Origin of the sequence: Prevotella sp. lc2012 (assembly GCF_900107065.1) — a bacterium.
Taxonomy (GTDB): domain Bacteria; phylum Bacteroidota; class Bacteroidia; order Bacteroidales; family Bacteroidaceae; genus Prevotella.
The window spans coordinates 455,408-477,512 of record NZ_FNUF01000001.1 but is presented as its reverse complement, the minus strand read 5'-3'; the positions used below and the strand labels follow the sequence as shown (position 1 = coordinate 477,512).

At 52.0% G+C, this 22,105-nt stretch carries 18 protein-coding genes; 4 read left to right on the top strand and 14 right to left on the bottom strand.

Annotation, left to right across the window (positions count from 1 at the left end):
• The first annotated feature begins 66 nt into the window (after nt 1-66).
• Both pheT and BLU99_RS02145 read left to right on the top strand, forming a co-directional pair.
• Entirely contained in the window at nt 67-2,514 is a 2,448-nt protein-coding gene (gene pheT / locus BLU99_RS02150) for a phenylalanine--tRNA ligase subunit beta (RefSeq protein ID WP_091899524.1), read from the top strand.
• Between the two features lie 38 nt (nt 2,515-2,552).
• On the top strand, nt 2,553-3,278 hold the full coding sequence (locus BLU99_RS02145; RefSeq protein ID WP_091899523.1) for a YebC/PmpR family DNA-binding transcriptional regulator: 726 nt from the start codon (nt 2,553-2,555) through the stop codon (nt 3,276-3,278).
• A 35-nt stretch (nt 3,279-3,313) separates the two neighbouring features.
• Here the strand turns inward: BLU99_RS02145 and BLU99_RS02140 are convergent, their stop codons facing one another.
• The gene (locus tag BLU99_RS02140) at nt 3,314-3,703 is read right to left on the bottom strand and encodes a hypothetical protein (protein ID WP_255397410.1); all 390 of its coding nucleotides are present in this window, start codon (nt 3,701-3,703) and stop codon (nt 3,314-3,316) included.
• 103 nt (nt 3,704-3,806) lie between these two features.
• Between BLU99_RS02140 and lepA the strand changes: the two genes are divergently transcribed.
• On the top strand, nt 3,807-5,588 hold the full coding sequence (gene lepA / locus BLU99_RS02135) for a translation elongation factor 4 (protein WP_091899522.1): 1,782 nt from the start codon (nt 3,807-3,809) through the stop codon (nt 5,586-5,588).
• A gap of 64 nt (nt 5,589-5,652) precedes the next feature.
• Nucleotides 5,653-6,255, top strand: a complete 603-nt coding sequence (locus tag BLU99_RS02130) for a Crp/Fnr family transcriptional regulator (RefSeq protein WP_091899521.1) — start codon at nt 5,653-5,655, stop codon at nt 6,253-6,255.
• Between the two features lie 49 nt (nt 6,256-6,304).
• Here the strand turns inward: BLU99_RS02130 and BLU99_RS02125 are convergent, their stop codons facing one another.
• The 13 genes from BLU99_RS02125 to secA form a co-directional block, all read right to left on the bottom strand.
• Nucleotides 6,305-7,768 carry an ATP-binding cassette domain-containing protein gene (locus BLU99_RS02125; protein WP_091899520.1) on the bottom strand — a complete coding sequence of 488 codons (1,464 nt, stop codon included), beginning with the start codon at nt 7,766-7,768 and terminating at the stop codon, nt 6,305-6,307.
• The gene (ruvC, locus tag BLU99_RS02120) at nt 7,755-8,333 is read right to left on the bottom strand and encodes a crossover junction endodeoxyribonuclease RuvC (RefSeq protein ID WP_091899519.1); all 579 of its coding nucleotides are present in this window, start codon (nt 8,331-8,333) and stop codon (nt 7,755-7,757) included. The genes BLU99_RS02125 and ruvC overlap by 14 nt, the downstream gene beginning before the upstream one ends.
• A gap of 3 nt (nt 8,334-8,336) precedes the next feature.
• The gene (locus BLU99_RS02115) at nt 8,337-9,350 is read right to left on the bottom strand and encodes a hypothetical protein (protein WP_144006073.1); all 1,014 of its coding nucleotides are present in this window, start codon (nt 9,348-9,350) and stop codon (nt 8,337-8,339) included.
• 17 nt (nt 9,351-9,367) lie between these two features.
• Nucleotides 9,368-9,502 (bottom strand): hypothetical protein, encoded by a 135-nt coding sequence (locus tag BLU99_RS12375; protein ID WP_255397409.1) that lies wholly within the window; start codon nt 9,500-9,502, stop codon nt 9,368-9,370.
• A gap of 125 nt (nt 9,503-9,627) precedes the next feature.
• The gene (gene feoB, locus BLU99_RS02110) at nt 9,628-12,048 is read right to left on the bottom strand and encodes a ferrous iron transport protein B (RefSeq protein ID WP_091899517.1); all 2,421 of its coding nucleotides are present in this window, start codon (nt 12,046-12,048) and stop codon (nt 9,628-9,630) included.
• Between the two features lie 98 nt (nt 12,049-12,146).
• Nucleotides 12,147-13,079, bottom strand: a complete 933-nt coding sequence (locus BLU99_RS02105; RefSeq protein ID WP_091899516.1) for an SGNH/GDSL hydrolase family protein — start codon at nt 13,077-13,079, stop codon at nt 12,147-12,149.
• A gap of 1 nt (nt 13,080) precedes the next feature.
• Nucleotides 13,081-14,547 carry an MBOAT family O-acyltransferase gene (locus tag BLU99_RS02100; protein WP_091899515.1) on the bottom strand — a complete coding sequence of 489 codons (1,467 nt, stop codon included), beginning with the start codon at nt 14,545-14,547 and terminating at the stop codon, nt 13,081-13,083.
• 4 nt (nt 14,548-14,551) lie between these two features.
• The gene (locus BLU99_RS02095) at nt 14,552-14,794 is read right to left on the bottom strand and encodes an acyl carrier protein (RefSeq protein WP_091899514.1); all 243 of its coding nucleotides are present in this window, start codon (nt 14,792-14,794) and stop codon (nt 14,552-14,554) included.
• A 45-nt stretch (nt 14,795-14,839) separates the two neighbouring features.
• Complete coding sequence (locus BLU99_RS02090; RefSeq protein ID WP_091899513.1) at nt 14,840-15,559, bottom strand: SDR family NAD(P)-dependent oxidoreductase; 720 nt, start codon at nt 15,557-15,559, stop codon at nt 14,840-14,842.
• Between the two features lie 4 nt (nt 15,560-15,563).
• Nucleotides 15,564-15,986 (bottom strand): MaoC/PaaZ C-terminal domain-containing protein, encoded by a 423-nt coding sequence (locus BLU99_RS02085; protein ID WP_091899512.1) that lies wholly within the window; start codon nt 15,984-15,986, stop codon nt 15,564-15,566.
• Nucleotides 15,983-17,719 (bottom strand): HAD-IIIC family phosphatase, encoded by a 1,737-nt coding sequence (locus tag BLU99_RS02080; protein WP_091899511.1) that lies wholly within the window; start codon nt 17,717-17,719, stop codon nt 15,983-15,985. Before BLU99_RS02080 ends, BLU99_RS02085 begins: the two co-directional genes overlap by 4 nt.
• Before the next feature lie 68 nt (nt 17,720-17,787).
• Nucleotides 17,788-18,516 carry an ABC transporter ATP-binding protein gene (locus BLU99_RS02075; RefSeq protein WP_091899510.1) on the bottom strand — a complete coding sequence of 243 codons (729 nt, stop codon included), beginning with the start codon at nt 18,514-18,516 and terminating at the stop codon, nt 17,788-17,790.
• A gap of 110 nt (nt 18,517-18,626) precedes the next feature.
• Complete coding sequence (gene secA / locus BLU99_RS02070; protein ID WP_091899509.1) at nt 18,627-22,016, bottom strand: preprotein translocase subunit SecA; 3,390 nt, start codon at nt 22,014-22,016, stop codon at nt 18,627-18,629.
• Between the last annotated feature and the right edge of the window lie 89 nt (nt 22,017-22,105).

Sequence of the window (22,105 nt, the reverse complement as noted above, 5' to 3'; positions counted from 1 at the left end):
TACCGATTTTTTAGTACCTTTGCGGTCGAAATTTCAAAAGACAGTAATTACTAAAGAATCGGTATAATGAATATTTCCTATAAATGGTTGAAGGAATACGTTGATTTCGACCTGACCGCCCAACAAGTGTGTGATGCACTGACATCGACAGGTCTGGAAGTCGACGCTTTGGAGGAAGTACAGACCATCAAGGGTGGCCTGAAAGGTCTTTATGTTGGTAAGGTCCTTACTTGTGAGGCACATCCTAATTCCGACCACCTGCATGTAACGACGGTGGATCTGGGTAAAGGCGAGCCTTCGCAGATCGTTTGTGGCGCACCTAACGTGGCAGCTGGTCAGAAGGTGATTGTGGCTGATCTGGGATGTGTGCTTTATGATGGTGATCAGGAATTCGTGATCAAGAAGTCAAAGTTACGCGGCGTTGAGTCGAATGGTATGATCTGTGCTGAGGATGAGATCGGCGTGGGTTCATCTCATGATGGTATCATCGTATTACCGGAGGATGCCGTGGTGGGTACACCTGCAGCAGAATATTATCACTTGGAGAGTGACTGGCTTATTGAGGTTGACATCACGGCCAACCGTGCCGACGCGTTGAGTCACTGGGGTGTTGCCCGTGATCTCTATGCCTGGTTGAAACGGAATGGTTATCAGACCTCTCTGCATCGTCCAGACTGCTCGAAGTTCAAGGTTGATCATTGCAATCTGCCTATCGATGTGGTCATCGAGAATCAGGAGGCTTGCAAGCGCTATGCTTGTGTGAGCATCTCCGATTGCGAGGTGAAGGAGTCTCCCGAATGGCTGAAGAACAGGCTGTCTACTATCGGCTTGCGTCCGATCAATAATATTGTGGATATCACCAACTATATCATGATGGCATACGGACAGCCTTTGCACTGCTTTGATGCCGACATGGTAAAGGGACATAAGATCGTGGTTAAGACGATGCCGGAGGGAACACCGTTCCAGACCCTCGATGGGGAGGAGCATAAACTGTCTGATCGCGATCTCGCTATCTGCAATGCCGAAGAACCGATGTGTATCGCCGGCGTGTTCGGTGGTAAGGGTAGCGGCACTTACGAGACGACGAAGAATGTAGTGCTCGAGAGTGCTTACTTCCATCCGACATGGATCCGTAAGAGCGCCCGTCGTCACGGTCTCTCTACCGACGCCTCTTTCCGTTTTGAGCGTGGCGTCGATCCTAATGGGACTATCTATGCCTTGCAGCAGGCAGCTATCCTCTGTCAGGAGTTAGCTGGTGGTAAGGTGGGCATGGAGATCTGTGATGTCTATCCAGAACCACTCAAGAACCCTGTGGTCGAGTTGCGTTTCGACTATGTAAACAACCTTATCGGTAAGGATATCCCTGCCGACACCATCAAATCCATCTGCGAGAGTCTGGAGATGCAGGTGCTCTCTGAGACCGTTGAGGCTCTCACGCTCGAAATTCCTGCCTACCGCGTTGACGTACAACGTCCTTGCGATGTTGTGGAAGATATCCTGCGTATCTATGGATATAACAATGTGGAGATTCCTACCCAACTGAAGGGCTCGCTCGTGATCAAGGGCGACGAGGATCAGAAGCATAAACTGGCTAACCTCGTGAGTGAGCAACTGGTTGGTGAGGGCTTCAATGAGATTCTGAACAACTCCCTGACCAAGGGTGCTTACTATGGCGAGAACGATACCCTCGTGCACATTATGAACCCCTTGTCGGCTGATCTGAATGTCATGCGACAGACATTGTTGTTCGGTGGTATGGAAAGCATTCAGCACAATGTGAACCGCAAGCGTCAGAATCTTCGTTTCTTCGAATTCGGTAATGTATATACATTCTCGCCCGAGAAACAGAACGACGAGGATCCGATGCAGGCCTATAAGGAACAGTATCATCTGGGTCTTTGGGTGACTGGTAAGCGTGTCGAGGGCTCATGGGCACACCAGAACGAGGACGCCACGTTCTATGAACTGAGTGCCTATGTGGAGAATATTCTGCGTCGTGTTGGTGTGAAAGCAGGTGTACTGGTTCGTAAGAAGTCTGATAATGCGATCTTCTCCGATGCGCTCACCATTGAGAACCGTGGCGGAAAGAAGATTGCCGAAATGGGAATCATATCCAAGAAACTGCAGAAGCAGTTCGGCCTCGATAATCCTGTCTATTATGCCGAGATCAACTGGACGGCTCTGATGAAGGTCATCAAGAAGAACCAGGTACTCTATACGGAGATTTCTAAGTTCCCCGCCGTGAGTCGCGACCTGGCCTTGTTGGTCGATAAGAATGTGGAGTTTGCCCAGATTGAGCAGATCGCTCGTCAGACGGAGAAAAAACTGCTGAAGAAGGTTGAACTCTTCGATGTCTATGAGGGAGATAAGCTCCCTGCCGGTAAGAAGAGCTACGCCGTGAACTTCATCCTTCAGGATGAAGAAAAGACCATGGGCGACAAGCAGATTGATGCGATCATGCAGAAGCTCATCGCAAATATCAAGAAGAATCTGAATGCCGAACTCAGGTAATGATTATTCTTAACTGTTAATTCAAAATTGTACAAGATATGGGAAGAGCATTTGAGTACCGTAAAGCAACGAAGCTGAAGCGGTGGGGCCATATGGCCAAGACATTTACGAAGATCGGAAAACAGATTGCCATCGCCGTGAAGGCTGGCGGTCCGGAACCCGAGAACAACCCGGCATTGCGTGCTATCATTGCTAATGCTAAGCGCGAGAACATGCCGAAGGATAATATCGAGCGTGCCATTAAGAACGCAATGGGTAAGGACCAGAGCGATTATAAGGAGGTGACATATGAGGGATATGGTCCTCATGGAATCGCCATCTTCGTTGAGACCCTGACCGACAACACCACTCGTACGGTGGGTGACGTCCGTTCTGTCTTCAACAAGTTTAATGGTAACCTGGGTACACAGGGCTCACTGTCGTTCTTGTTCGATCACAAGGCTGTCTTCACCTTTAAGAAGAAGGATGGTCTCGACATGGATGAGATGATCCTCGATCTGATTGACTATGGAGTGGAAGATGAGTTCGACGAGGACGAGGAGGAGAACAGCATCACCATCTATGGCGATCCCTCTTCATTTGGTGCTATCCAGAAGCACCTCGAGGAGAATGGCTTTGAGGTGACTGGCGCGGAGTTCACCCGAATCCCGAACGATCTGAAGGATGTGACTGCCGAGCAGCGTGAGACCATCGATAAGATGGTGGAGAAGTTGGAAGACTTCGACGATGTGCAGACGGTTTACACGAATATGAAGCCCGAGTAATAGCAAGCGCCTCACCAATCGGTGAGGCGCTTTTCTTATTGATAGTCCTTCTCAGTCAACGTTGCTTCGTATAGCACCTTCTTCGGGTCCTTCTCTGAACAGAAGGTATAGGCAAATTTGTATTTGTTGTCCTTGTAGACCTTCATGGATGTGGTGTTCTTTAATTCCACCTTCAGGGCCTTCGTCACCTCCGTGCCGTTGAGCAGTCCTTCCTGGTCGGCAACACCAGTCAGTTTATAATAATAGTGTAGGGTATGACTGTCTCGCTCGAAGGTCAGACTGTCAAGCGTCGTGTTGTCATCCAATTTCACAGGACAGTTCTTTTTCGTGTATTCTCTTGCTTCGCGCATGCATCTGTCTTCCAATGATTCCTGACAGGCAGACAGCATGAGAACCATCAGGCATAATCCACATAGTTTTTTCATAATGAATGCTATTTTTGGGGTACAAAGATACAAAAAAAAGTAAAATTATTCATTTCCAGATGATTTTTTTGTAACTTTGCACTTCAAAGTACACGTAAAAAACATGGACCATATAAGAAATTTCTGTATCATCGCACATATTGACCACGGCAAGTCAACCTTAGCCGATCGTATGCTTGAATTCACCAAGACGATTCAAGTTACTGAGGGTCAGATGCTTGATGATATGGATCTCGAACGTGAACGTGGCATCACCATCAAGAGTCATGCCATCCAGATGGAATACACGCATCAAGGACAAAAATATATTCTGAATCTCATTGACACCCCGGGACATGTTGACTTCTCCTATGAGGTCAGCCGTTCTATTGCGGCGTGTGAAGGCGCCTTGCTGGTGGTGGATGCCACACAGGGCGTGCAGGCTCAGACCATCTCTAATCTCTATATGGCTATCGACCATAATCTGGAGATTATCCCTGTCATCAATAAGATTGATATGCCGTCGGCTATGCCCGATGAGGTGGAGGACGAGATTATCGACCTGATCGGTTGCGACCGCTCGGATATTATCCGTGCCTCGGGAAAGACTGGTGAGGGTGTAGAGCAGATCCTCGATGCTGTCGTTGAACGGATACCTCATCCTGTGGGTGATGACAAAGCACCTCTACAGGCCCTGATCTTTGACTCTGTGTTCAACTCGTTCCGTGGCATCATCGCCTATTTTAAGATTACCAATGGCGTCATCCGCACAGGCGACCATGTCAAGTTTTTCAATACTGGCATGGAGTATGATGCCGACGAGATCGGTGTCCTGAAGATGGACATGATCCCTCGGAAGGAACTGCGTACAGGTGATGTGGGATATATTATCAGTGGTATCAAGAACTCCAAGGAGGTGAAGGTCGGTGATACGATCACGCATGTCGCCAACCCCTGCAATGAGGCCATTGAGGGCTTCCAGGAGGTGAAACCGATGGTGTTCGCCGGTGTCTATCCGATAGACCCGACCGACTATGAGAACCTGCGTGCCTCACTGGAGAAACTACAGCTCAACGATGCCTCACTGACATTCATGCCAGAGAGCTCCGTAGCACTGGGCTTTGGCTTCCGTTGTGGCTTTCTCGGTTTGCTCCACATGGAGATCATCCAGGAGCGTCTTGACCGTGAGTTCGATATGGACGTGATAACAACAGTGCCCAACGTGTCTTATCTGTGCTATACTAAGCAGGGTGAGGTGAAAGAGGTGCATAACCCCTCGGGACTGCCCGACCTGACGATGATCGAGCATATCGAGGAACCCTATATCCGGGCATCGATCATTACGGCTGCCGACTATATCGGACCGATCATGACCCTGTGCCTGGATAAGCGTGGTGAACTGATCGACCAGCAGTATGTGTCGGGCAATCGTGTGGAGCTTCATTTCATGCTGCCGCTGGGTGAGATCGTCATAGACTTCTACGACAAACTGAAATCCATCTCAAAGGGCTATGCCTCGTTCGACTATCATGTCGATGGCTTTCGACCCTCGAAACTGGCGAAGTTGGATATCCTGCTCAACGGTGAGCCGGTCGATGCCTTGTCTACGCTGACCCATCAGGACAATGCCGTTGCCTTCGGACGACGGATGTGTGAGAAACTCAAGGAACTGATTCCGCGCCAGCAGTTTGATATCGCCATCCAGGCCGCTATTGGAGCGAAGATCATTGCCCGTGAGACGGTGAAACAGGTACGTAAAGACGTCACGGCTAAGTGTTATGGCGGTGATGTCAGCCGTAAGCGTAAGCTGTTGGAGAAACAGAAAAGAGGAAAGAAACGTATGAAACAGATCGGTAATGTGGAGGTGCCTCAGAAAGCCTTCCTGGCCGTCCTGAAGCTCGACTGATGCAGTCGGCACTTCACTTAACTATAAACTAAAGGTCCCATTAATTAAGGAGGATAAAGATATTATGCCAAACATGAGTATTACGACGAGAGACGTGGCACGCGAACTTGCACGTCGTTACAGTACGATGACACACGACGAGCTGGATCTCCTGGAGAGCATCCTCGTGCCTATGAAGTTCGCCAAGAACGAGATGATCCTGAAAGAAGGTGAGATCTGTACTAATATATATTGGGTTGTGAAAGGACTCGTTCGTCAGTTCTATTATAAGAACGAGAAAGAGCTGACAGAGTATATGGCAACCGAGAATAGCATCGTGATGTGCATTGAGAGCCTGTTCCGGGAGCAGCCTGCGAAATTGCAGATCAAGGCCCTGGAGCCTACGATCCTGATAGCCATGCCGAAGGCCGACCTGGAGGCTGTGGCCATGAAGAGCGTGAACATCCAGATCCTCTTCAGGAAAATCCTGGAGGAGAGCTTGATCCTCAGTCAGCATCATGCCGACATGCTCCGCTTCGAGAGCGCCCAGGACCGCTATCAGAAACTGGTGAAGGACCAGCCTCAGCTCGTTCTCCGTGCACCGTTGGTCTATATCGCCAGCTATCTGCAGATGACGCCCGAGACCTTGTCGCGTGTACGTACGGCAGCCCTGCTGGAAGGAAAATAAAAGTATAAGAAAGAGATAGAGAGCTCTCCCGTCGGGAGGGCTCTTTTGTTTAATGGCGCTCGAGGAAAAGGGAGTGATCGACGACGCTGGGTAGCTCTTCCTGATAGTGGGTCACGAAGATCAGTGTCTTATTCTTACGCCGACAGAATGCTTCGATGATGTCCTTCACCAGTCGGCGGTTGGTATTGTCCAGACCATGGAGTGGTTCGTCGAGGATCAGCAGCGACGGGTCTTTTACGAAGGCTCTGGCAAGAAGCACCAGGCGCTGTTCTCCGCTTGACATCTTCAGGAAAGTACGGTCGGCCAGATGACTGATGCCGAAGATGTCCATCCACCAGCGACAGATATCGTATTCTTCCTGACGGGGCTTGACATAGAGTCCCACGGAGTCTTTCAGTCCACTGGCAACGATACGGATGGCTGGGATGTCCTGCTTGTAGCTACGGTGCATCTCTGGCGACACATAACCGATGTGTCGCTTGATGTCCCAGATACTCTCGCCGGAACCTCGTTGATGGCCGAAGAGCGAAATGTTACAGGCATAACCTTGTGGATTGTCTGCACACACCAGGGATAACAGGGTCGACTTACCGCTGCCGTTCTGTCCCGACAACGACCAGCGCTCTCCTTGTCTCACGGTCCAGCTCAGGTCTTTTAGGATGGTACGACTGCCATATCGTATGCTGACGTTATTAAAACGAATGACTTCCGATGAGTCTGGGCTGTCGCAATGCTCTGGCAGTGCCAGGATGGCCCGCTCTTTCTCTGGTGACAGAACACGGGTGGGGAAGGGCTCGCGATGCCTCAGGTAATCATCTAGCGCTACCTTTGGCAGTACATGCTTCTCTTTCACCTCCACGACATGGGTGATGAAGTCGGGTATCTCGTCAGTCTTGGACAGCATGAGGATAATCTGTAGCTGTTGCTCTTGGGAGAGCGTGGTAAGCAGCGTCTTCAGCTGGTCGCGTGTCTGGGCATCCAGACCGATGAACGGGTTCTCCATGATCAGGACACGTGGATTGGTGAAGAGTGAGGCGGCAAGCTTGTATTTGCGCAGTTCTCCACTCGACAGCAGGATGATGTATTTATCAAGCAGACTATCTAGATGGAACAGCTCATAGATATGTTGCTGCAGGCGTCGCCGTTCCGGGGTGTCCTCACCAGCCAGTCGGTAGGCCTCCTCCAGTCTCTGACCGACCGTCGGCGTCTCCTCGTCGATCTCCATCTGGTTCCAACGTTGCTGAAGGAAATAGGTACGGTCGTTATCACCACCGTAGGTGTCACGGAAGGAGATATGCTTCAGGTTGTTATAAGGCTCTGGAAAGGCATAGCTCACCATGTTGGGAAAGGCGGGATGGCGTCCGGTGATGAGATCCACGAGCATACTCTTACCAGCCCCGTTCCTGCCCACGATGGCGATATGCTCTCCCGCTTCCAGAGAGAAGTTCACGGGCTCGGCCATCGACCACTCAGGCTTCCGGGCTCTGGCATCCTTGATATCAATCGTTCTCATCCTTGGTTTTTCGCTTCGATACTTTTTCTTGGTTCTTGTTGACGAAATCCTTCCATCCCCGGTACTTCACGTCACTCTCCGGGCGCCCCATCTGCAGGTAGTGGCAGTAGGCGGTAGCCAGCGCGTCGGTGGCGTCCATGAATTTTCCCATCTCCTCCTGAGGAATCTTCAACAACCGTTGAAGCATCCCCGCCACTTGCTCCTTCGAGGCGCCGCCATTACCGGTCAGGGCCATCTTGATCTTCATTGGTGCATACTCATGGATGGGCACTCCGTGATGGATCGCAGCGGCGATGGCAGTGCCTTGGGCACGTCCTAGCTTCAGCATCGACTGCACGTTTTTCCCGAAGAAGGGAGCTTCGATGGCCATCTCGTCTGGCAGGTAACCGTCGATGATGCTGGTCACGCGCTCAAAGATATGGCCGAGTTTCAGGTAGGCATCAGGGAACTTACGCAGGTCGATGACACCCATGGTCATCATCTGCGCCTTTCCGTCCACCACCTTCAGCAGACCGTATCCCATGATCGTTGTGCCGGGATCGATACCTAATATCACTTTCTCCATGAGTTATATAGTCACCTTGAAACGGTAGATCTTGCCTCTTTCAAGTGGATATTTTTCTGTCAGTTTTATGGCCTTGTCGCCCACTTCAAAGACATCTATTCGCTCCCTTCTGTCCTTCGTCTCTATATAAGCGTTGCCTCCGAACTGGAACTTCAGCGTATAACCTTCTTCAAGATCTCCTTCGAAGAAGACGGGAGCATAGAAAGTCTGCGTGATCTCACCATCCGACATATTGAAATCACTATTGTGTCCACTATCGTTAAGATAATAGTCCAAAGAGCCAAATTCCGTCGCGAAGAAATTCCCGGTGTATGCTTCGGTCGTTACATGGAGCATGCCTCCCCTGGCAAATACCACATCATTATCATCATCTTCTTCGTCGTCATTGGGCTTGGCAGAAATCTTGATTGTATTGATTTTTTCACTTCTATCACTCCAACCCAGGTTCTTGCAGGTAGCTTCTATCTCGAATATGCTGATCTGGTGCTTCAGGTTCACGGAGGCGTAAGCTCCATGGATGGTCACCTCGCCAACCATCACGTCAGCGTCTTTAAGGGTGCTTGGATTCTCATGCTTCAGTGCCCCAAGAGCTATAGAAATTTGTCTCAGAATGATAAACGGAGAGCCGACATCCACATTGTCAAAGAGTGAAGTTCCTGCGTAACTATCGATGTTCGGATAGAGGCAGATGATCTGGTCGCCCTCATTTCCTGTCCACGTTCCGGAAAAGTCCGCCTTCTTACGGCCCTGCTCTCCTGTGGAAAAAAACTTATCTACGGCCGTGATGCCGTTTTCATCGAAGGATATCACTGTGATGGCTTCTTCTTCGTTCCAGGAGATAGTCATGCCAGTAGATGTAAGGTCGTAAGCGGTTCTGGTGTTTTGCGGTGTATCTATAGATGCGTGGATGGTCAGCGGGGTACCTTTTTTCTCCTCAGGAATCTGCGAGTCCTGACAACTGTTCAGAAACACGACCGCAAAGGCTGTCATTGTGAGGATAGTGATTATGCGTTTCATCTTTCGAGCGTTTTTAGTTAGAATTCTAGAGGATTACCATTCCAGCCATACGGCATGTCTGGGGCTTCTCCGCTGCCAGTCAGAAGTGGCTGTTGTTGATTAAACTGATAGGCCTTCATCGAAGGTTTCTCATACTTTAGTTTTTGTTTCATAAAAAATGTTCTGTTTTGTTGATTTGAGTGCAAAGATACGAATTATATCGATGATAATAAAATGAATAAGGAAAAAGTTTAAAATATTACTCTTTCCTTATTCATATACAGTTGACTGTGTGGGGTTATGCCATCATACAGCCTACCTGATAGACCAGCGCCGAAATGATCCATGCGACTGCTGTGGTGTATCCTGCGGCAAACAGTGCCCACCGCCATGATCCCGTCTCGTTCTTGATGGCCGCAATGGTGGCGATACAAGGGAAGTAGAGGAGGATAAAGAGTAGATAGGCATAGGCTGTCAACGGGGTGATGCCCTCTTGGAGCATCAACTGTCGCAGATGCGTATATTTCTCTGTATCGTCGCTGAAACTATCGTCGTCGCCGAACGAGTCATCACCACTGTAGAGTACACCGATGGTCGAGGCCACGATCTCTTTTGCGCCTACACCAGCCAACAGACTCACATCGAGTTTCCAGTTGAAGCCCTGTGGCGTGAAGATCGGTTCGATGGCCTTACCCATGCGTCCGATATAGCTCTGCTCCTGTTGCTGTTCCCGACTGAGCTCCTCATGGTGGGGGAAATACCCCAGCGCCCATACGATCACACTGGCTACAAGGATGATGCCTCCCATCTTCTTCAGATACTCCTTACCTTTTTCCCACGTGTGTCGCCAGATGGCCTTCGGTGTCGGCCAACGGTAGGGTGGTAGTTCCATCACGAATGGTGTGTCTTCACCTTTGATCACGATCGTCGAGAGGAGTTTACTGACGATCACCGACATCAGGATGCCGATGGCATAGAGCGACAGGAGTACCCACGAGCGGTATTGAAGCGAGAAGAAGGTACCTGCAATCATGATATAGATAGGCAGTCGGGCCGAACAGCTCATGAACGGTAGCACCATCATCGTGATAAGTCTGGACCGGCGACTCTCGATGGTTCGTGTGGCCATCACGGCCGGTACATTACATCCAAAGCCCATGATCAGGGGGATGAACGATTTTCCGTGTAGTCCCATCTTATGCATCAGCTTGTCCATGATAAAGGCGGCGCGCGCCATATAGCCCGAGTCCTCCATCAGTGAGATAAAGAAATACAGGATGAGGATCTGCGGCAGGAACACGATGACACTACCTACACCACCGATGACACCGTCGGTCAGCATGGCCTTCAGCGGACCGTCGGTCATGTTCGTGCTGACCTTCTCACCCAACCAGGCGATACCTTCCTCGATCCAGTCCATCGGATACTGTCCAAGCGAGAACGTCGTCTCGAACATGATGTAGAGCAACAGGAAGAAGATCGGGAAGCCCAGGTATTTATGCGACAGGATGGCGTCGATCATATGCGAGGTGCGGTACGTGTCTTTCTTCGTACCTGTCTTGAACTCTGCCTCCTTCAGGGCACCGTTGATAAAGCCGTACTTCGCGTCCATGATGGCTGTCTCTGAGTCGCTGTCCGTCTCCTCCTTGACACGGGCCGACGCCATATCACGTGCCTGCGTCAGTTCGTGGAAATCTTTCATACGGTCTTCCGATGCCATGTGCTTACCCAGATAGTCAAGCACCTGAGAGTCGTGTTCCAACAGCTTCAGGGCGAGGTATCGGGTGGAGTAGTGCTGACGGATATGCTCGTCGGCCTTCAGGTATTTCTGGATATGGGCGATGCCGTCCTCGATCTCATGTCCGTAGTTGATATGCAGGTGGCGCGACGACTTACTGGTGCCCTCATACACCTGGATCACAGCCTTGAACAGGTCCTTCACACCGTCACCGTTCTTGAACGAGGTGGGAATCATCGGGATACCGAACAGGGTACTCAGCGTGTCCAGGTTCACATGGTCACCACGACGCTTGAAGTCGTCAAACATATTCAGTGCGCATACCATCCGCACGTTCATGTCCACCAACTGGGTGGTCAGGTAGAGGTTACGCTCCAGGTTCGAGGCGTCGATCACGTTGATCACCACGTCGGGCATCTTCTCTGTCAGATGCTCTCTCACATAGAGCTCCTCCGGTGAGTAGCAACTGAGACTATAGGTGCCGGGCAGGTCAGTGAGGTTGAACTCATAGCCGAAGAACGAGGCATGAGCCTCCGAGGCATCCACCGTCACGCCCGAGTAGTTGCCCACATGACCATGGGCACCGCTGGCGAAGTTGAAGAGTGAGGTCTTACCGCAGTTAGGATTACCCACCAGGGCCACGTTGATCGTACGGCGCTCCTTCAGGGCCACGTGCTGTATATAGTCGTCCTCATGCTCCGAGGCCACAATCTGCGGTTCCAGCTCTGTCTGCTGCTGACCGTGCCGACGGGCTTCCTCGGCTGTCACCACTTCGATCATGTCGGCCTCCTGATGGCGTAACGATACCTCATAGCCCATCAGTTTGTATTTCACGGGATCTTGTAGGGGGGCGTTCAACAGCACCTCCACCTCTTTGCCTTTGATGAATCCCATCTCGATGATACGTTTCCGGAATCCGCCGTGACCGTACACCTTGACGATCACGCCTTTCTCACCAGTCTTCAGTTCTGATAATCTCATGTTTTCGTTTTCTTTCTTCTTGTCTTCTAAACGGCTGCAAAGATACGAAAAAAAAACTTGCAACCGGGTTGCATCTGGTCACAAGTCGCGATAAATACCTACAAATGAGGATAGATGATGTCCGCGAGCATCCGCGAGTATTTCTCCGCACCGGCATCATTGAGGTGACTCGCGTCCTGGAAGTCACTGGCCTCGAAGCCTTCGGCGAAGAGACTCTCATGGTACTCCACGTTCGGATACTTAGCCTGTAGCTTTGCCACGAACATGTGGATGTCGTTCAGCACCATCGGGTTGATATACTGTTGGTACGTCTTGTACACGGGCGGTGCCACGAGTACGAGCCGAACGCCTTTCTCATGGGTCACCTTCGCCACTCGTTCAAACTGGTCGAAGGCCTTGTCATACTGTTCTTGGTCAATCACCTTCGTACGGTCTATCAGGGCAGGGATAGCCCGCATGTCCCAGTCGGCAGGACGTTTCTGGATGTCGAGCTTCACGTAGCCCAACGAGTCGCATTCCTGCAGTGTCTCCCGGTCGTTCCAGAACCGTTGCATGAAGTTCAGCTTGGAGTTGAGGATCTCGGGCCAGTACCACAACGGATCCACCCGCACCCCCATGTATTTCATGTGCATGCAGCGACAGGTGCCCGACAGGTCCTCTGCCACCGATTTCGTGTTCGGGTTCTCGTACTGTCGCTCGAAGAAGAAGTTCGTGTAGTCCACCGGCATCACGAGGGCTTTCAGACTGTCCATCTTCGGCACGTACATCTCTGCCAGGGCCACATCGAAGATCCTCAGACGGGCCGAGATCGCCAGGTTGAAGGTGCCTTCGCCCACAAGTTGCGGCTTCACCGCCTCCTCGATGTGCGAGCTACCCAACAGAAGCACCTTGATCTCCTTGTAGTGCTCCTCCATATACTGACTCTTATAGGCGTAGATGTTCGGTCTGAACAACAGCGCCACCTCAATGATGGCACACATGATCAGCAGCAGTACGCCGAATTTCGCTATCGTCGTGAGAAATTGCTTCATATCAGAATTGGAAATAGATGAACGCCTGACTCTTGCCCGTGAAGGTGATGATCATCAGGATGATGAACAGATAGAGTCCGAACCTGAGGTACTGGTTGCGCAGCAGGGGGAAGGCCTCCAACTGCAGGGCATGCTCCTTCTGCCGCTGTATCCAGTCGATCGTCAGCAGCAGCAGTCCGAAGAGGATATACAGGATACCGTAGCGGTCGATGATCGATGCGCCGTCGAACCCGTTCGTTACCATCGCCCGGAGGAAGCCGAAGGCCTGTCCGATGTTGTCGGCACGGAAGACGACCAGTCCGAGACACACCAGCAGATAGGTGGCCACCATCTTACGGAAGTCCTTGAGGAACGGTAGACCGTGATCGTTTGCCTTGAGTTTCTTGTTCTTCCCGATACTACCGGAGAGAACCAGGGGAATGAACAGCAGACCGTGGTATAGTCCGAACAGACCGAAGGTCCAGTTGGCACCGTGCCACAGACCGATGAGGATCAGGTTGATCATCGCTGCCAGGATGATGCCCCACTTCCCGATATTCCTGAAGGCGATATTCAGGGGCATATACACGTAGTCGGTGATCCAACCCGTCAGTGAGATATGCCATCTGCGCCAGAACTCTGCCATGTTACGGGCCAGGAACGGACGGTTGAAGTTCCGGGTCACCTGGAACCCGAGGATCTTACCCACACCGATGGCCATATTCGAATAACCGTCGAAGTCGGCATAAAGCTGTATGGGGTAGAGCAGGGCAGCTGCTACCAGCATGGTCGTCGGCAGTGTGTCATAGCCGCCCCATGCCTGATTGGTGATCACGGCCAGGTTGTCTGCGATGCACATCTTCGTGAACATACCCCAGAGGATCTGACGACAACCGTCGGCGGCCAGACTGTAGTCGAGGGTGTGCACACGCTGCATCTGTGGCAGAAACTTGTTAGGACGGTCGATAGGTCCCGATAGAATGGTGGGGAAGAAGGCGATATACGCCGCAAACTCCGTCAGGTCACGGGAGGGTGTGATATGCTCCCGGTGTATCTCAATCACATAACTGATCAGCTTGAACGTAAAGAAGCTCACACCGATGGGCAGGATGATATGGAGCGTGCTCCAACTGACATGGAAGCCCACCGACTGCAACAGACTGGCAAACGATTCGGCGAAGAAGTTCAGGTACTTGAAATACAACAGAACACCGATGCCGAGAACAACGGCCAGCGTCGTGATTCGTGACGCTTTCTCCATGTGTCCTTTCTCCATCTCACGGTGCAGCCAGAGTCCCAGTAGCCAGAACACCACCGTCGATCCCAACAGCAGCGGGATCATCCTCAGGTCGGCATAGGCATAGAAGAAGTAACTGGCCAGTAACAACCAGGTGTTCTGGTATCGCGGATGATGCTTACATACCGGTAGGTAATAGCCGATGAAAACGACTATAAAGAACAGCAGGAAACTGAAGGAGTTGACGACCATGGTGTTATTTCAGCTTTTCCTCCATGGAATCGACCATTTCACCGACATTCTTCCACTTCATGATCTCCAGTGACGTGAACTTGATGCCGAAGGTCTTCTCGATGGCTACGATCAGTTGGATATGACTCAGTGAGTCCCACTCCTCAATATCGTTGGCACTCGTCTCGTCGGTCAGCTCTACCTCGTCCAGATCGAGCACGTCGATAAAAATCTCATTCAGCTTGCTAAATATTTCTTTTCTTTCCATAATGTATTGATATATTCTATCTTATGATTTGTTTTTTCAAGTCTATTATAGTATATGCTGAGCCGCATTGATGGGGATCTCGGCCCCATTCAACTGCTGACTGACTTTCAGCAACTGGCACACCACCTCTGCCACCTCCTGGGGCTTCAGCAGTTCTTTCAGCGGATGTGCTTCCTTCATCTGTTCCAATTGGAAATCCTCCACCTTCCCGAAGTCCGTCAGCATATAGTCGGGTAGGATACAGTTCGATGTGATATGAAACCGTCCCAGCTCCTTACTGATGCTCTTCGACAACTGTCGGATGTAGGCCTTCGTGGCGGTATATACAGAGAAACCTGTCGGTGGCACGTCGATCACATACGAGGTGATGATGTTGATGATCTTACCGAACTTCCGTTTCCGCATGCCCTTCACACAGGCCTGGGTGATCTTGACCATCGGCATGACATTACAACGGAAAGCCTCGGCAAAGGCCTCCGGCTCTGTCTTGTAGAAATGGGTACCCTGCGCGCTGCCGGCATAGGCGTTGTTGATGAGCACATCAACAGCCTCGTTCTCCAGACGCTCGACAAAGCGGTCCACACTATCCTCGTCGCAGAAGTCCACCTGTACGGCCTCTACGTTCTGGAACCTGCCGACGAGTGCCTGTGCCTCGTCTTCATGTCGGCAATAGGTAAAGAGTATCTGGTCGTCCGCATTGGCGGCACAGGTCTCTACCAACGCCTTCCCTAATCCTGAGGATCCTCCTGTTATCAATAGTCTCATAGGCTTAATGGGGTAAGAGTCCTATCTGCACATGACCCTTGGCAACCAGTTTTCTGCCGGTTTCAACGGTCTTGTAGAACTTCAGTTTGTAATTGATGATGTTCACGGCTTCGGATACGGTGTCGACGCTGGCCTGCAGGGTGATCTCGTCGTTCAGGAACACCGGTTGATGGAAACTGATGTCCTGCGACTGGATCATGACATGCGGTGTCGGCAGACACATCCCCACGAAATGGGAGATGAATGCATTGAGGATATTCCCGTACATCACACAGCCCGGGAATCCCTTCTCACGGGCAAACGATTCATCCGTATGCAATGGGTTCATATCCTCACTGCACCGTTGGAAACTGTCATATACCACTGGCGTCACATGATAGACATGCGACAGCTGGGTGGTCTGTTCTGCTAGTTCTGTAATCGTCATTTCTTAACCTCGATATAACACTCTTTGGGCTGGTAAGTCTCGACATCCAACACGTACTGGGCTGTCGTTGCACCCGTCACCACTTGGAAGCCGAGATCGGGATAGTGTTGCTCCACCATCTTGTTCTTCGGGGTGGGCAAGTACTCACCGATGATACGCTTATAGCCTGCCGCCTTGGCACGTTCCACCATCGTGTTCAGTGTGAAGTTCTCCATGCCGCGTTTCAACACACGACAACTCATCAGCCAGGTGTCGACGAACAGGGTCTCTGTATCCTGTTTCCTCATGATGATGACCGCGATCAGTCCGTTGTCACCGAACTTATCCTCGAGCGTGAAGCTCAGGTCGATGACATCAGGATCCTGTGCCAGTGCCTCGATGTCGGCCTCGGTATATCTCACCGTACGTAGGTTAAACTGGTTACTGCGTTGTGACAACTGCGCCACACGGGGTGTATTGAACTTCGTGAAACCGCTCACCGTCGAGACCATGTCCAATGACTTCAGGAAGTCGGCCTCATTGGCGAAGGTTTTCTGTAGCGATACGCGCTTGGCCTCCACCTGGTACTGCTTTGTACGGTCTTTGTCGGCATTGCTGTAGGAGGCCGTCTCGAAGAGGTTCTGCGAATAGAGGAACTCCAGATAGTCACCGGGATCTTCCGGCAGCTCCGGCACGGTGATGCCGGGGATGTTCTCTCGGACGATATTCCGTTCGAAGGGATTGTCATCGAGGAACACCATCGAGTCGAAGCCGATATTCAGGATACTCTGGATGGTACGGATATTATCGACCTTCGTCTCCCAGTTGGCCTGGAACACAGCGATATCATCGAGCTTCAGCACCATGTCGGGATGCTTCTCGAAGGGCTCCTTGGCAGTGTCCTCGTTGTTCTTCGAGGCCACGCAGATGATGATACCACGCTGCTTCAGCTTCTTCACCCACATCTGGAACTCCGTGAAGGCCTTCCCGATGCCCAGTCCATGTCCTAACTGGATACCCTCCAGTCCGTCATCACCGATGACACCTCCCCAGACGGTGTTGTCCAGGTCGAGGATGAGACATTTCTTGAACTGTCCCTTGATGGCGCATACGATATCCATCACCCGTGAGGCCACATGGGGCAGGGCATCCACGCTGAGCACCATCTCCGTACTGACGTAGATATTGGTCGAGAACAGGAAGTCGCGCCCCAGCTTGTTCTGCAGGGCGGCGATGTCACAGATAAACAGGTTCGCATACTGCTGCGACAGGTCCATCAGGGCCGTGTTCAACTTCCTCACTTGGTAGGTCAGCGAGCTCCGCACCTTATTGGCGTAGCTGCCGAAGACCGTATCCTCGATCTCGGGGTAGTTGAAGTAGATGATCTTCTTATTGGCAAGTGCGGGGTTCTCACAGATCGAGGCGATGAAAGCCAACCGGTCGTCGGCCAACGACTCCTGCTGGACTGTGTCCAGCATACTGTGCTTCTCTCCGAGCTTATGGGTTGACTGGAAGACGACGATGAAATCGGCGTCAAACTGATACAGTTCACTCCCGGGATCCAGGAACTGGCGTTCCACCTGGTTGTACTCTGCCTCATAGAGATGGATATGGTAACCACGCTCCAGACCGACCCCACGGATGGCGGTAGCCAGGAACTGTGTCGCTGTGTCTCCGACGAGCGCCACCTTACATACCGGCAGCCCCTCGGGCATCTTCTTCAGCATTCTTTTCAGTTCATTAAACTCCTTCATATATCAGTCCTCCATGTTTTTCAACCTACGTTCATTAACTCCCGCTAACTCCCATTAACTCCCGTCAATTAACTCCCGAAATAATCCTCCAGCTCTGTCTGCGCACTACCGTTGCTGTTGGGCATATCCTTGATGATACGTCCTTTCTCCAACAACGTGATACGTGTGGAGATATCGATGGTATGTGCCAGGTTATGACTGGAGATGAGGATGGTGGCACCCGTCTGTCGGTTATATTCCACCAGCTCATGCTTCAGGATGTTCTGACTCGATGGGTCGAGGAAGTTGAACGGTTCGTCGAGGATGACCAGCTGTGGCCTGTTAAACAGGGCCGACATGATGCCCACCTTCTGTTTGTTACCAGCCGAGAGGTTACGGATGAGTTTCTTCTGTCCGAAGATCTCACCGCCAGCCAGACGCTCGAAATCCTTCATACGGTTGTCGACCTCCTCTGTCGTCATGTTCGTGATCTTCCCGATGAAAGCGAAGTATTCCTCCGGCGTCAGGAAGTCGATCAGGAACCCGTCGTCGATATAGGCACCCGTCCATTCCTTCCATTGTTCCGAAAGGGCAGGGTTCACGACAACAGCCTCACTCTCAGCAGTTGCGGGGCAGGAGAGTGTCACCTCTCCCTCGTCGGCCTTCAGCAGGTCGAGCAGCATTCGGAAGAGCGTGGTCTTACCAGCACCATTGTTACCTACCAGTCCGAGGATATCCCCGTCGTTGATGGTCAGCGACGGAATGTCACTGGCCACCGTCTCTCCAAACACCTTCTTCAGATCCTTTATAGTAATCATAACTCTCTATTCAGAACTCCTAACTCTTAATTCTTAATTCTTAATTCTTAACTCTTAACTCTTAACTCTTAATTCTTAATTCTTAACTCTTAACTCTTAACTCTTAACTCCTACACAATCCCCTTTCCGTGGCAGTTCTTGAACTTCTTACCACTTCCACAGGGACAAGGATCATTGCGACCAGGCAACTTATCCTTGACAATCGGACTATGCGGCTGCTGGGCGCGTGTGTCGTGAGCGGCAGCGGCAGCCTGGTTCGGGTCCGTCAACTGCTCCTCGTTGAGCTGTTGCTTGCTCTCCGTGTACTGCTGGCGCTGGGTGCGCTGCTCGGGAGCGGCCTCCTGCACCTGCTGCATCTCAGGAATCTGACCGCGAGTCAGGATCGAACAGATACGGTTGTACATCTCGTTGATCATGTCATCCCATACCTTAGCGCTCTCCAGTTTGAAGATCAGGAGCGGATCCTTCTGCTCGTACGAGGCGTTCTGTACGGAGTGCTTCAGCTCGTCGAGCTGGCGCAGGTTCTCCTTCCACGAGTCATCGATGATATGCAGGAGGATCGACTTCTCGAACTCCTTCACGACCGACTTCGACTCGGTCTCGTAAGCCTCCTTCAGGTTACAGGGGATATTATACATACGACGACCGTCGGTGATGGGCACCATGATACGCTCGTACATCTGTCCTTGGTTCTCATACACCTGTTTGATGATCGGTGCAGCCACGGTCTGTATGCGCTCCGTCTTACGGTTGAAGTTACCGATGGCAGCCTGGAAGGCGTTCTCGGTGAGCACGTCACGAGGCTGGTCGATAAACTCCTCTTCGGTGAAGGGCACCTCCATCGACAGGATATGGAGGAACTCCTCCTTACAACTCTGGTAGTCGGCCGCGTTCTCGATGATGTTCACCACACGGTCCCAGATGATATTGGCGATATCCATGCCGATACGCTCTCCCATGAGGGCGTGACGACGCTTCTCGTAGATGACGGTACGCTGTTTGTTCATCACGTCATCGTACTCGATGAGTCGCTTACGCACACCGAAGTTGTTCTCCTCGACCTTCTTCTGCGCGCGCTCGATGCTCCTCGAGATCATCGGACTCTCGATCATCTCACCGTCCTTGAAGCCCAGACGGTCCATGACGGAGGCGATACGCTCCGAGGCGAACAGACGCATCAGCTTGTCCTCGAGCGACACGTAGAAGACAGAGCTTCCCGGGTCACCCTGACGACCGGCACGACCGCGCAGCTGACGGTCCACACGACGGCTCTCATGACGCTCTGTACCGATGATGGCCAGACCGCCTGCGGCCTTCACCTCCGGCGACAGCTTGATATCGGTACCACGACCGGCCATGTTCGTGGCGATGGTCACGGCACCCTTGCCGTTGGTCGATTGTCCGGCCAGTGCCACGATGTCGGCCTCTTTCTGGTGCAGCTTGGCGTTCAGCACCTGATGGGGGATACCCTCACGCTTACCGGTCTCGGGATCCACATACATGTCGAGCATACGGGAGAGCAGCTCCGAGATCTCCACCGAGGTGGTACCGATCAGCGTCGGTCTTCCGGCATTGCGCATCTTCACGATCTCCTCGATCACGGCCTTGTATTTCTCTCGGGCGGTCTTGTACACACGGTCATCCTGGTCGTTACGGATCACAGGACGGTTCGTGGGAATCTCCACCACGTCGAGCTTGTAGATATCCCAGAACTCACCGGCCTCGGTCGAGGCGGTACCGGTCATACCGGCCAACTTATGATACATACGGAAATAGTTCTGCAGGGTGATGGTGGCGAACGTCTGTGTGGCCGCCTCCACCTTCACGTGCTCCTTGGCCTCCACAGCCTGGTGCAGACCGTCGCTCCAGCGACGACCCTCCATGATACGGCCTGTCTGCTCGTCCACGATCTTCACCTCACCGTCGATGACCACGTACTCGTCGTCCTTGTTGAACATACAGTAGGCCTTCAGCAGCTGCTGGAGGGTGTGTACACGCTCACTCTGGATGGCGTAGTGGTTCAACAGTTCGTCTTTCTTGTCGAGACGCTCCTGATCGGTGAGGCCGGCCTCCGCCTCCAGAGCCGAGAGCTCCGAGGTGATGTCGGGCAGCACGAACAGCTCCGCGTCGTTCACCTGCTTGGCCAACCAGCCCGTACCCTTATCGGTCAGGTCGCAGGAGTTCAGCTTCTCGTCCACCACGAAGTACAACGGCTCGATACACTCCGGCATACGACGGTTGTTGTTCTCCATGTAGATCTCCTCCGTCTTGAGCATGCCGGCCTTGATACCCTCCTCAGAGAGGTACTTGATCAGTGGCTTGTTCTTCGGCAGGGCCTTATGCGAGCGGTACAGTGACAGGAAGCCCTGGTCGAGCTTCTCCTGACCGTCTTTCTTGTTCCCTTCCTCTATCAGTCGGTTACCCTCGGTGATCAGGGTCTTGGCATCAGCCAGGTACTGGGTGGCCAACTGGCGCTGTACGCCTACCAGCTTCTCCACCAGTGGCTGGTACTCCTCGAACATCTGGTCGTCGCCCTTGGGGATAGGACCAGAGATGATCAGCGGTGTACGGGCATCGTCGATCAACACCGAGTCCACCTCGTCGACGATGGCGTAGTTATGGGCGCGCTGCACGAGATCCTGTGGCGAGATAGCCATGTTATCACGCAGGTAGTCGAAACCGAACTCGTTGTTCGTACCGAAGGTGATATCGGCCTGATAGGCCTTCCGTCGTGCCTCACTGTTAGGCTGGTGCTTGTCGATACAGTCGACGCTCAGGCCATGGAACATATACAACGGACCCATCCACTCAGAGTCACGCTTGGCCAGATAGTCGTTCACCGTCACCACGTGCACACCGTTGCCGGTCAGGGCGTTCAGGAACACGGGCAGGGTAGCCACGAGGGTCTTACCCTCACCGGTAGCCATCTCCGCGATCTTTCCCTGATGGAGCACGACACCACCGAACAACTGTACGTCGTAGTGTACCATCTCCCATTTCAGATCGTTACCACCGGCAGTCCAGTGGTTATGATAGATGGCCTTGTCACCGTCGATGGTGATAAAGTCCTTCTTCGGATCGGCTGCCAGCTCACGGTCGAAGTCAGTCGCCGTGACGATGGTCTCCTCGTTCTGTGCAAATCGGCGTGCAGTCTCCTTCACGATGGCGAACACCTCCGGCATCACCTCGTCAAGAGCCTTCTCGTAGATGTCGAGCACCTCCTTCTCGATCTTATCGATCTGTGCGAAGATGTCGGCACGCTCGTCGATGGGCGTGTCCTCTATGGTGGCCTTCAGTGCGGCGATCTTTGCCTTCTGCTCATTGGCAGAGTCTTGTACCTGCTGCTGCAGCGTCTTCGTACGCTGGCGCAGCGCATCATTGTCGAGCGACTCGATCTGTGGTGACACGGCCTTCACCTTCTCCACGAAGGGCAGGATGAGCTTCATGTCACGGGTTGACTTGTCACCGAACAATGTCTTCAGAATCTTGTTGAAATTCATGATGATATTTGTTATTAATTATTCGCAATATGATTTGTAGTAAAAAAACGTCGGCAAAGGTACAAATTTTATTTGTAATTGCCAAAGGT

What these genes read in the sequence shown, in the direction of transcription:
- pheT (WP_091899524.1), top strand. Translation starts at nt 67, where the DNA reads ATGAATATTTCCTATAAATGGTTGAAGGAATACGTTGATTTCGACCTG.
- BLU99_RS02145 (WP_091899523.1), top strand. Translation starts at nt 2,553, where the DNA reads ATGGGAAGAGCATTTGAGTACCGTAAAGCAACGAAGCTGAAGCGGTGG.
- BLU99_RS02140 (WP_255397410.1), bottom strand. Translation starts at nt 3,703, where the DNA reads ATGAAAAAACTATGTGGATTATGCCTGATGGTTCTCATGCTGTCTGCC.
- lepA (WP_091899522.1), top strand. Translation starts at nt 3,807, where the DNA reads ATGGACCATATAAGAAATTTCTGTATCATCGCACATATTGACCACGGC.
- BLU99_RS02130 (WP_091899521.1), top strand. Translation starts at nt 5,653, where the DNA reads ATGCCAAACATGAGTATTACGACGAGAGACGTGGCACGCGAACTTGCA.
- BLU99_RS02125 (WP_091899520.1), bottom strand. Translation starts at nt 7,768, where the DNA reads ATGAGAACGATTGATATCAAGGATGCCAGAGCCCGGAAGCCTGAGTGG.
- ruvC (WP_091899519.1), bottom strand. Translation starts at nt 8,333, where the DNA reads ATGGAGAAAGTGATATTAGGTATCGATCCCGGCACAACGATCATGGGA.
- BLU99_RS02115 (WP_144006073.1), bottom strand. Translation starts at nt 9,350, where the DNA reads ATGAAACGCATAATCACTATCCTCACAATGACAGCCTTTGCGGTCGTG.
- BLU99_RS12375 (WP_255397409.1), bottom strand. Translation starts at nt 9,502, where the DNA reads ATGAAACAAAAACTAAAGTATGAGAAACCTTCGATGAAGGCCTATCAG.
- feoB (WP_091899517.1), bottom strand. Translation starts at nt 12,048, where the DNA reads ATGAGATTATCAGAACTGAAGACTGGTGAGAAAGGCGTGATCGTCAAG.
- BLU99_RS02105 (WP_091899516.1), bottom strand. Translation starts at nt 13,079, where the DNA reads ATGAAGCAATTTCTCACGACGATAGCGAAATTCGGCGTACTGCTGCTG.
- BLU99_RS02100 (WP_091899515.1), bottom strand. Translation starts at nt 14,547, where the DNA reads ATGGTCGTCAACTCCTTCAGTTTCCTGCTGTTCTTTATAGTCGTTTTC.
- BLU99_RS02095 (WP_091899514.1), bottom strand. Translation starts at nt 14,794, where the DNA reads ATGGAAAGAAAAGAAATATTTAGCAAGCTGAATGAGATTTTTATCGAC.
- BLU99_RS02090 (WP_091899513.1), bottom strand. Translation starts at nt 15,559, where the DNA reads ATGAGACTATTGATAACAGGAGGATCCTCAGGATTAGGGAAGGCGTTG.
- BLU99_RS02085 (WP_091899512.1), bottom strand. Translation starts at nt 15,986, where the DNA reads ATGACGATTACAGAACTAGCAGAACAGACCACCCAGCTGTCGCATGTC.
- BLU99_RS02080 (WP_091899511.1), bottom strand. Translation starts at nt 17,719, where the DNA reads ATGAAGGAGTTTAATGAACTGAAAAGAATGCTGAAGAAGATGCCCGAG.
- BLU99_RS02075 (WP_091899510.1), bottom strand. Translation starts at nt 18,516, where the DNA reads ATGATTACTATAAAGGATCTGAAGAAGGTGTTTGGAGAGACGGTGGCC.
- secA (WP_091899509.1), bottom strand. Translation starts at nt 22,016, where the DNA reads ATGAATTTCAACAAGATTCTGAAGACATTGTTCGGTGACAAGTCAACC.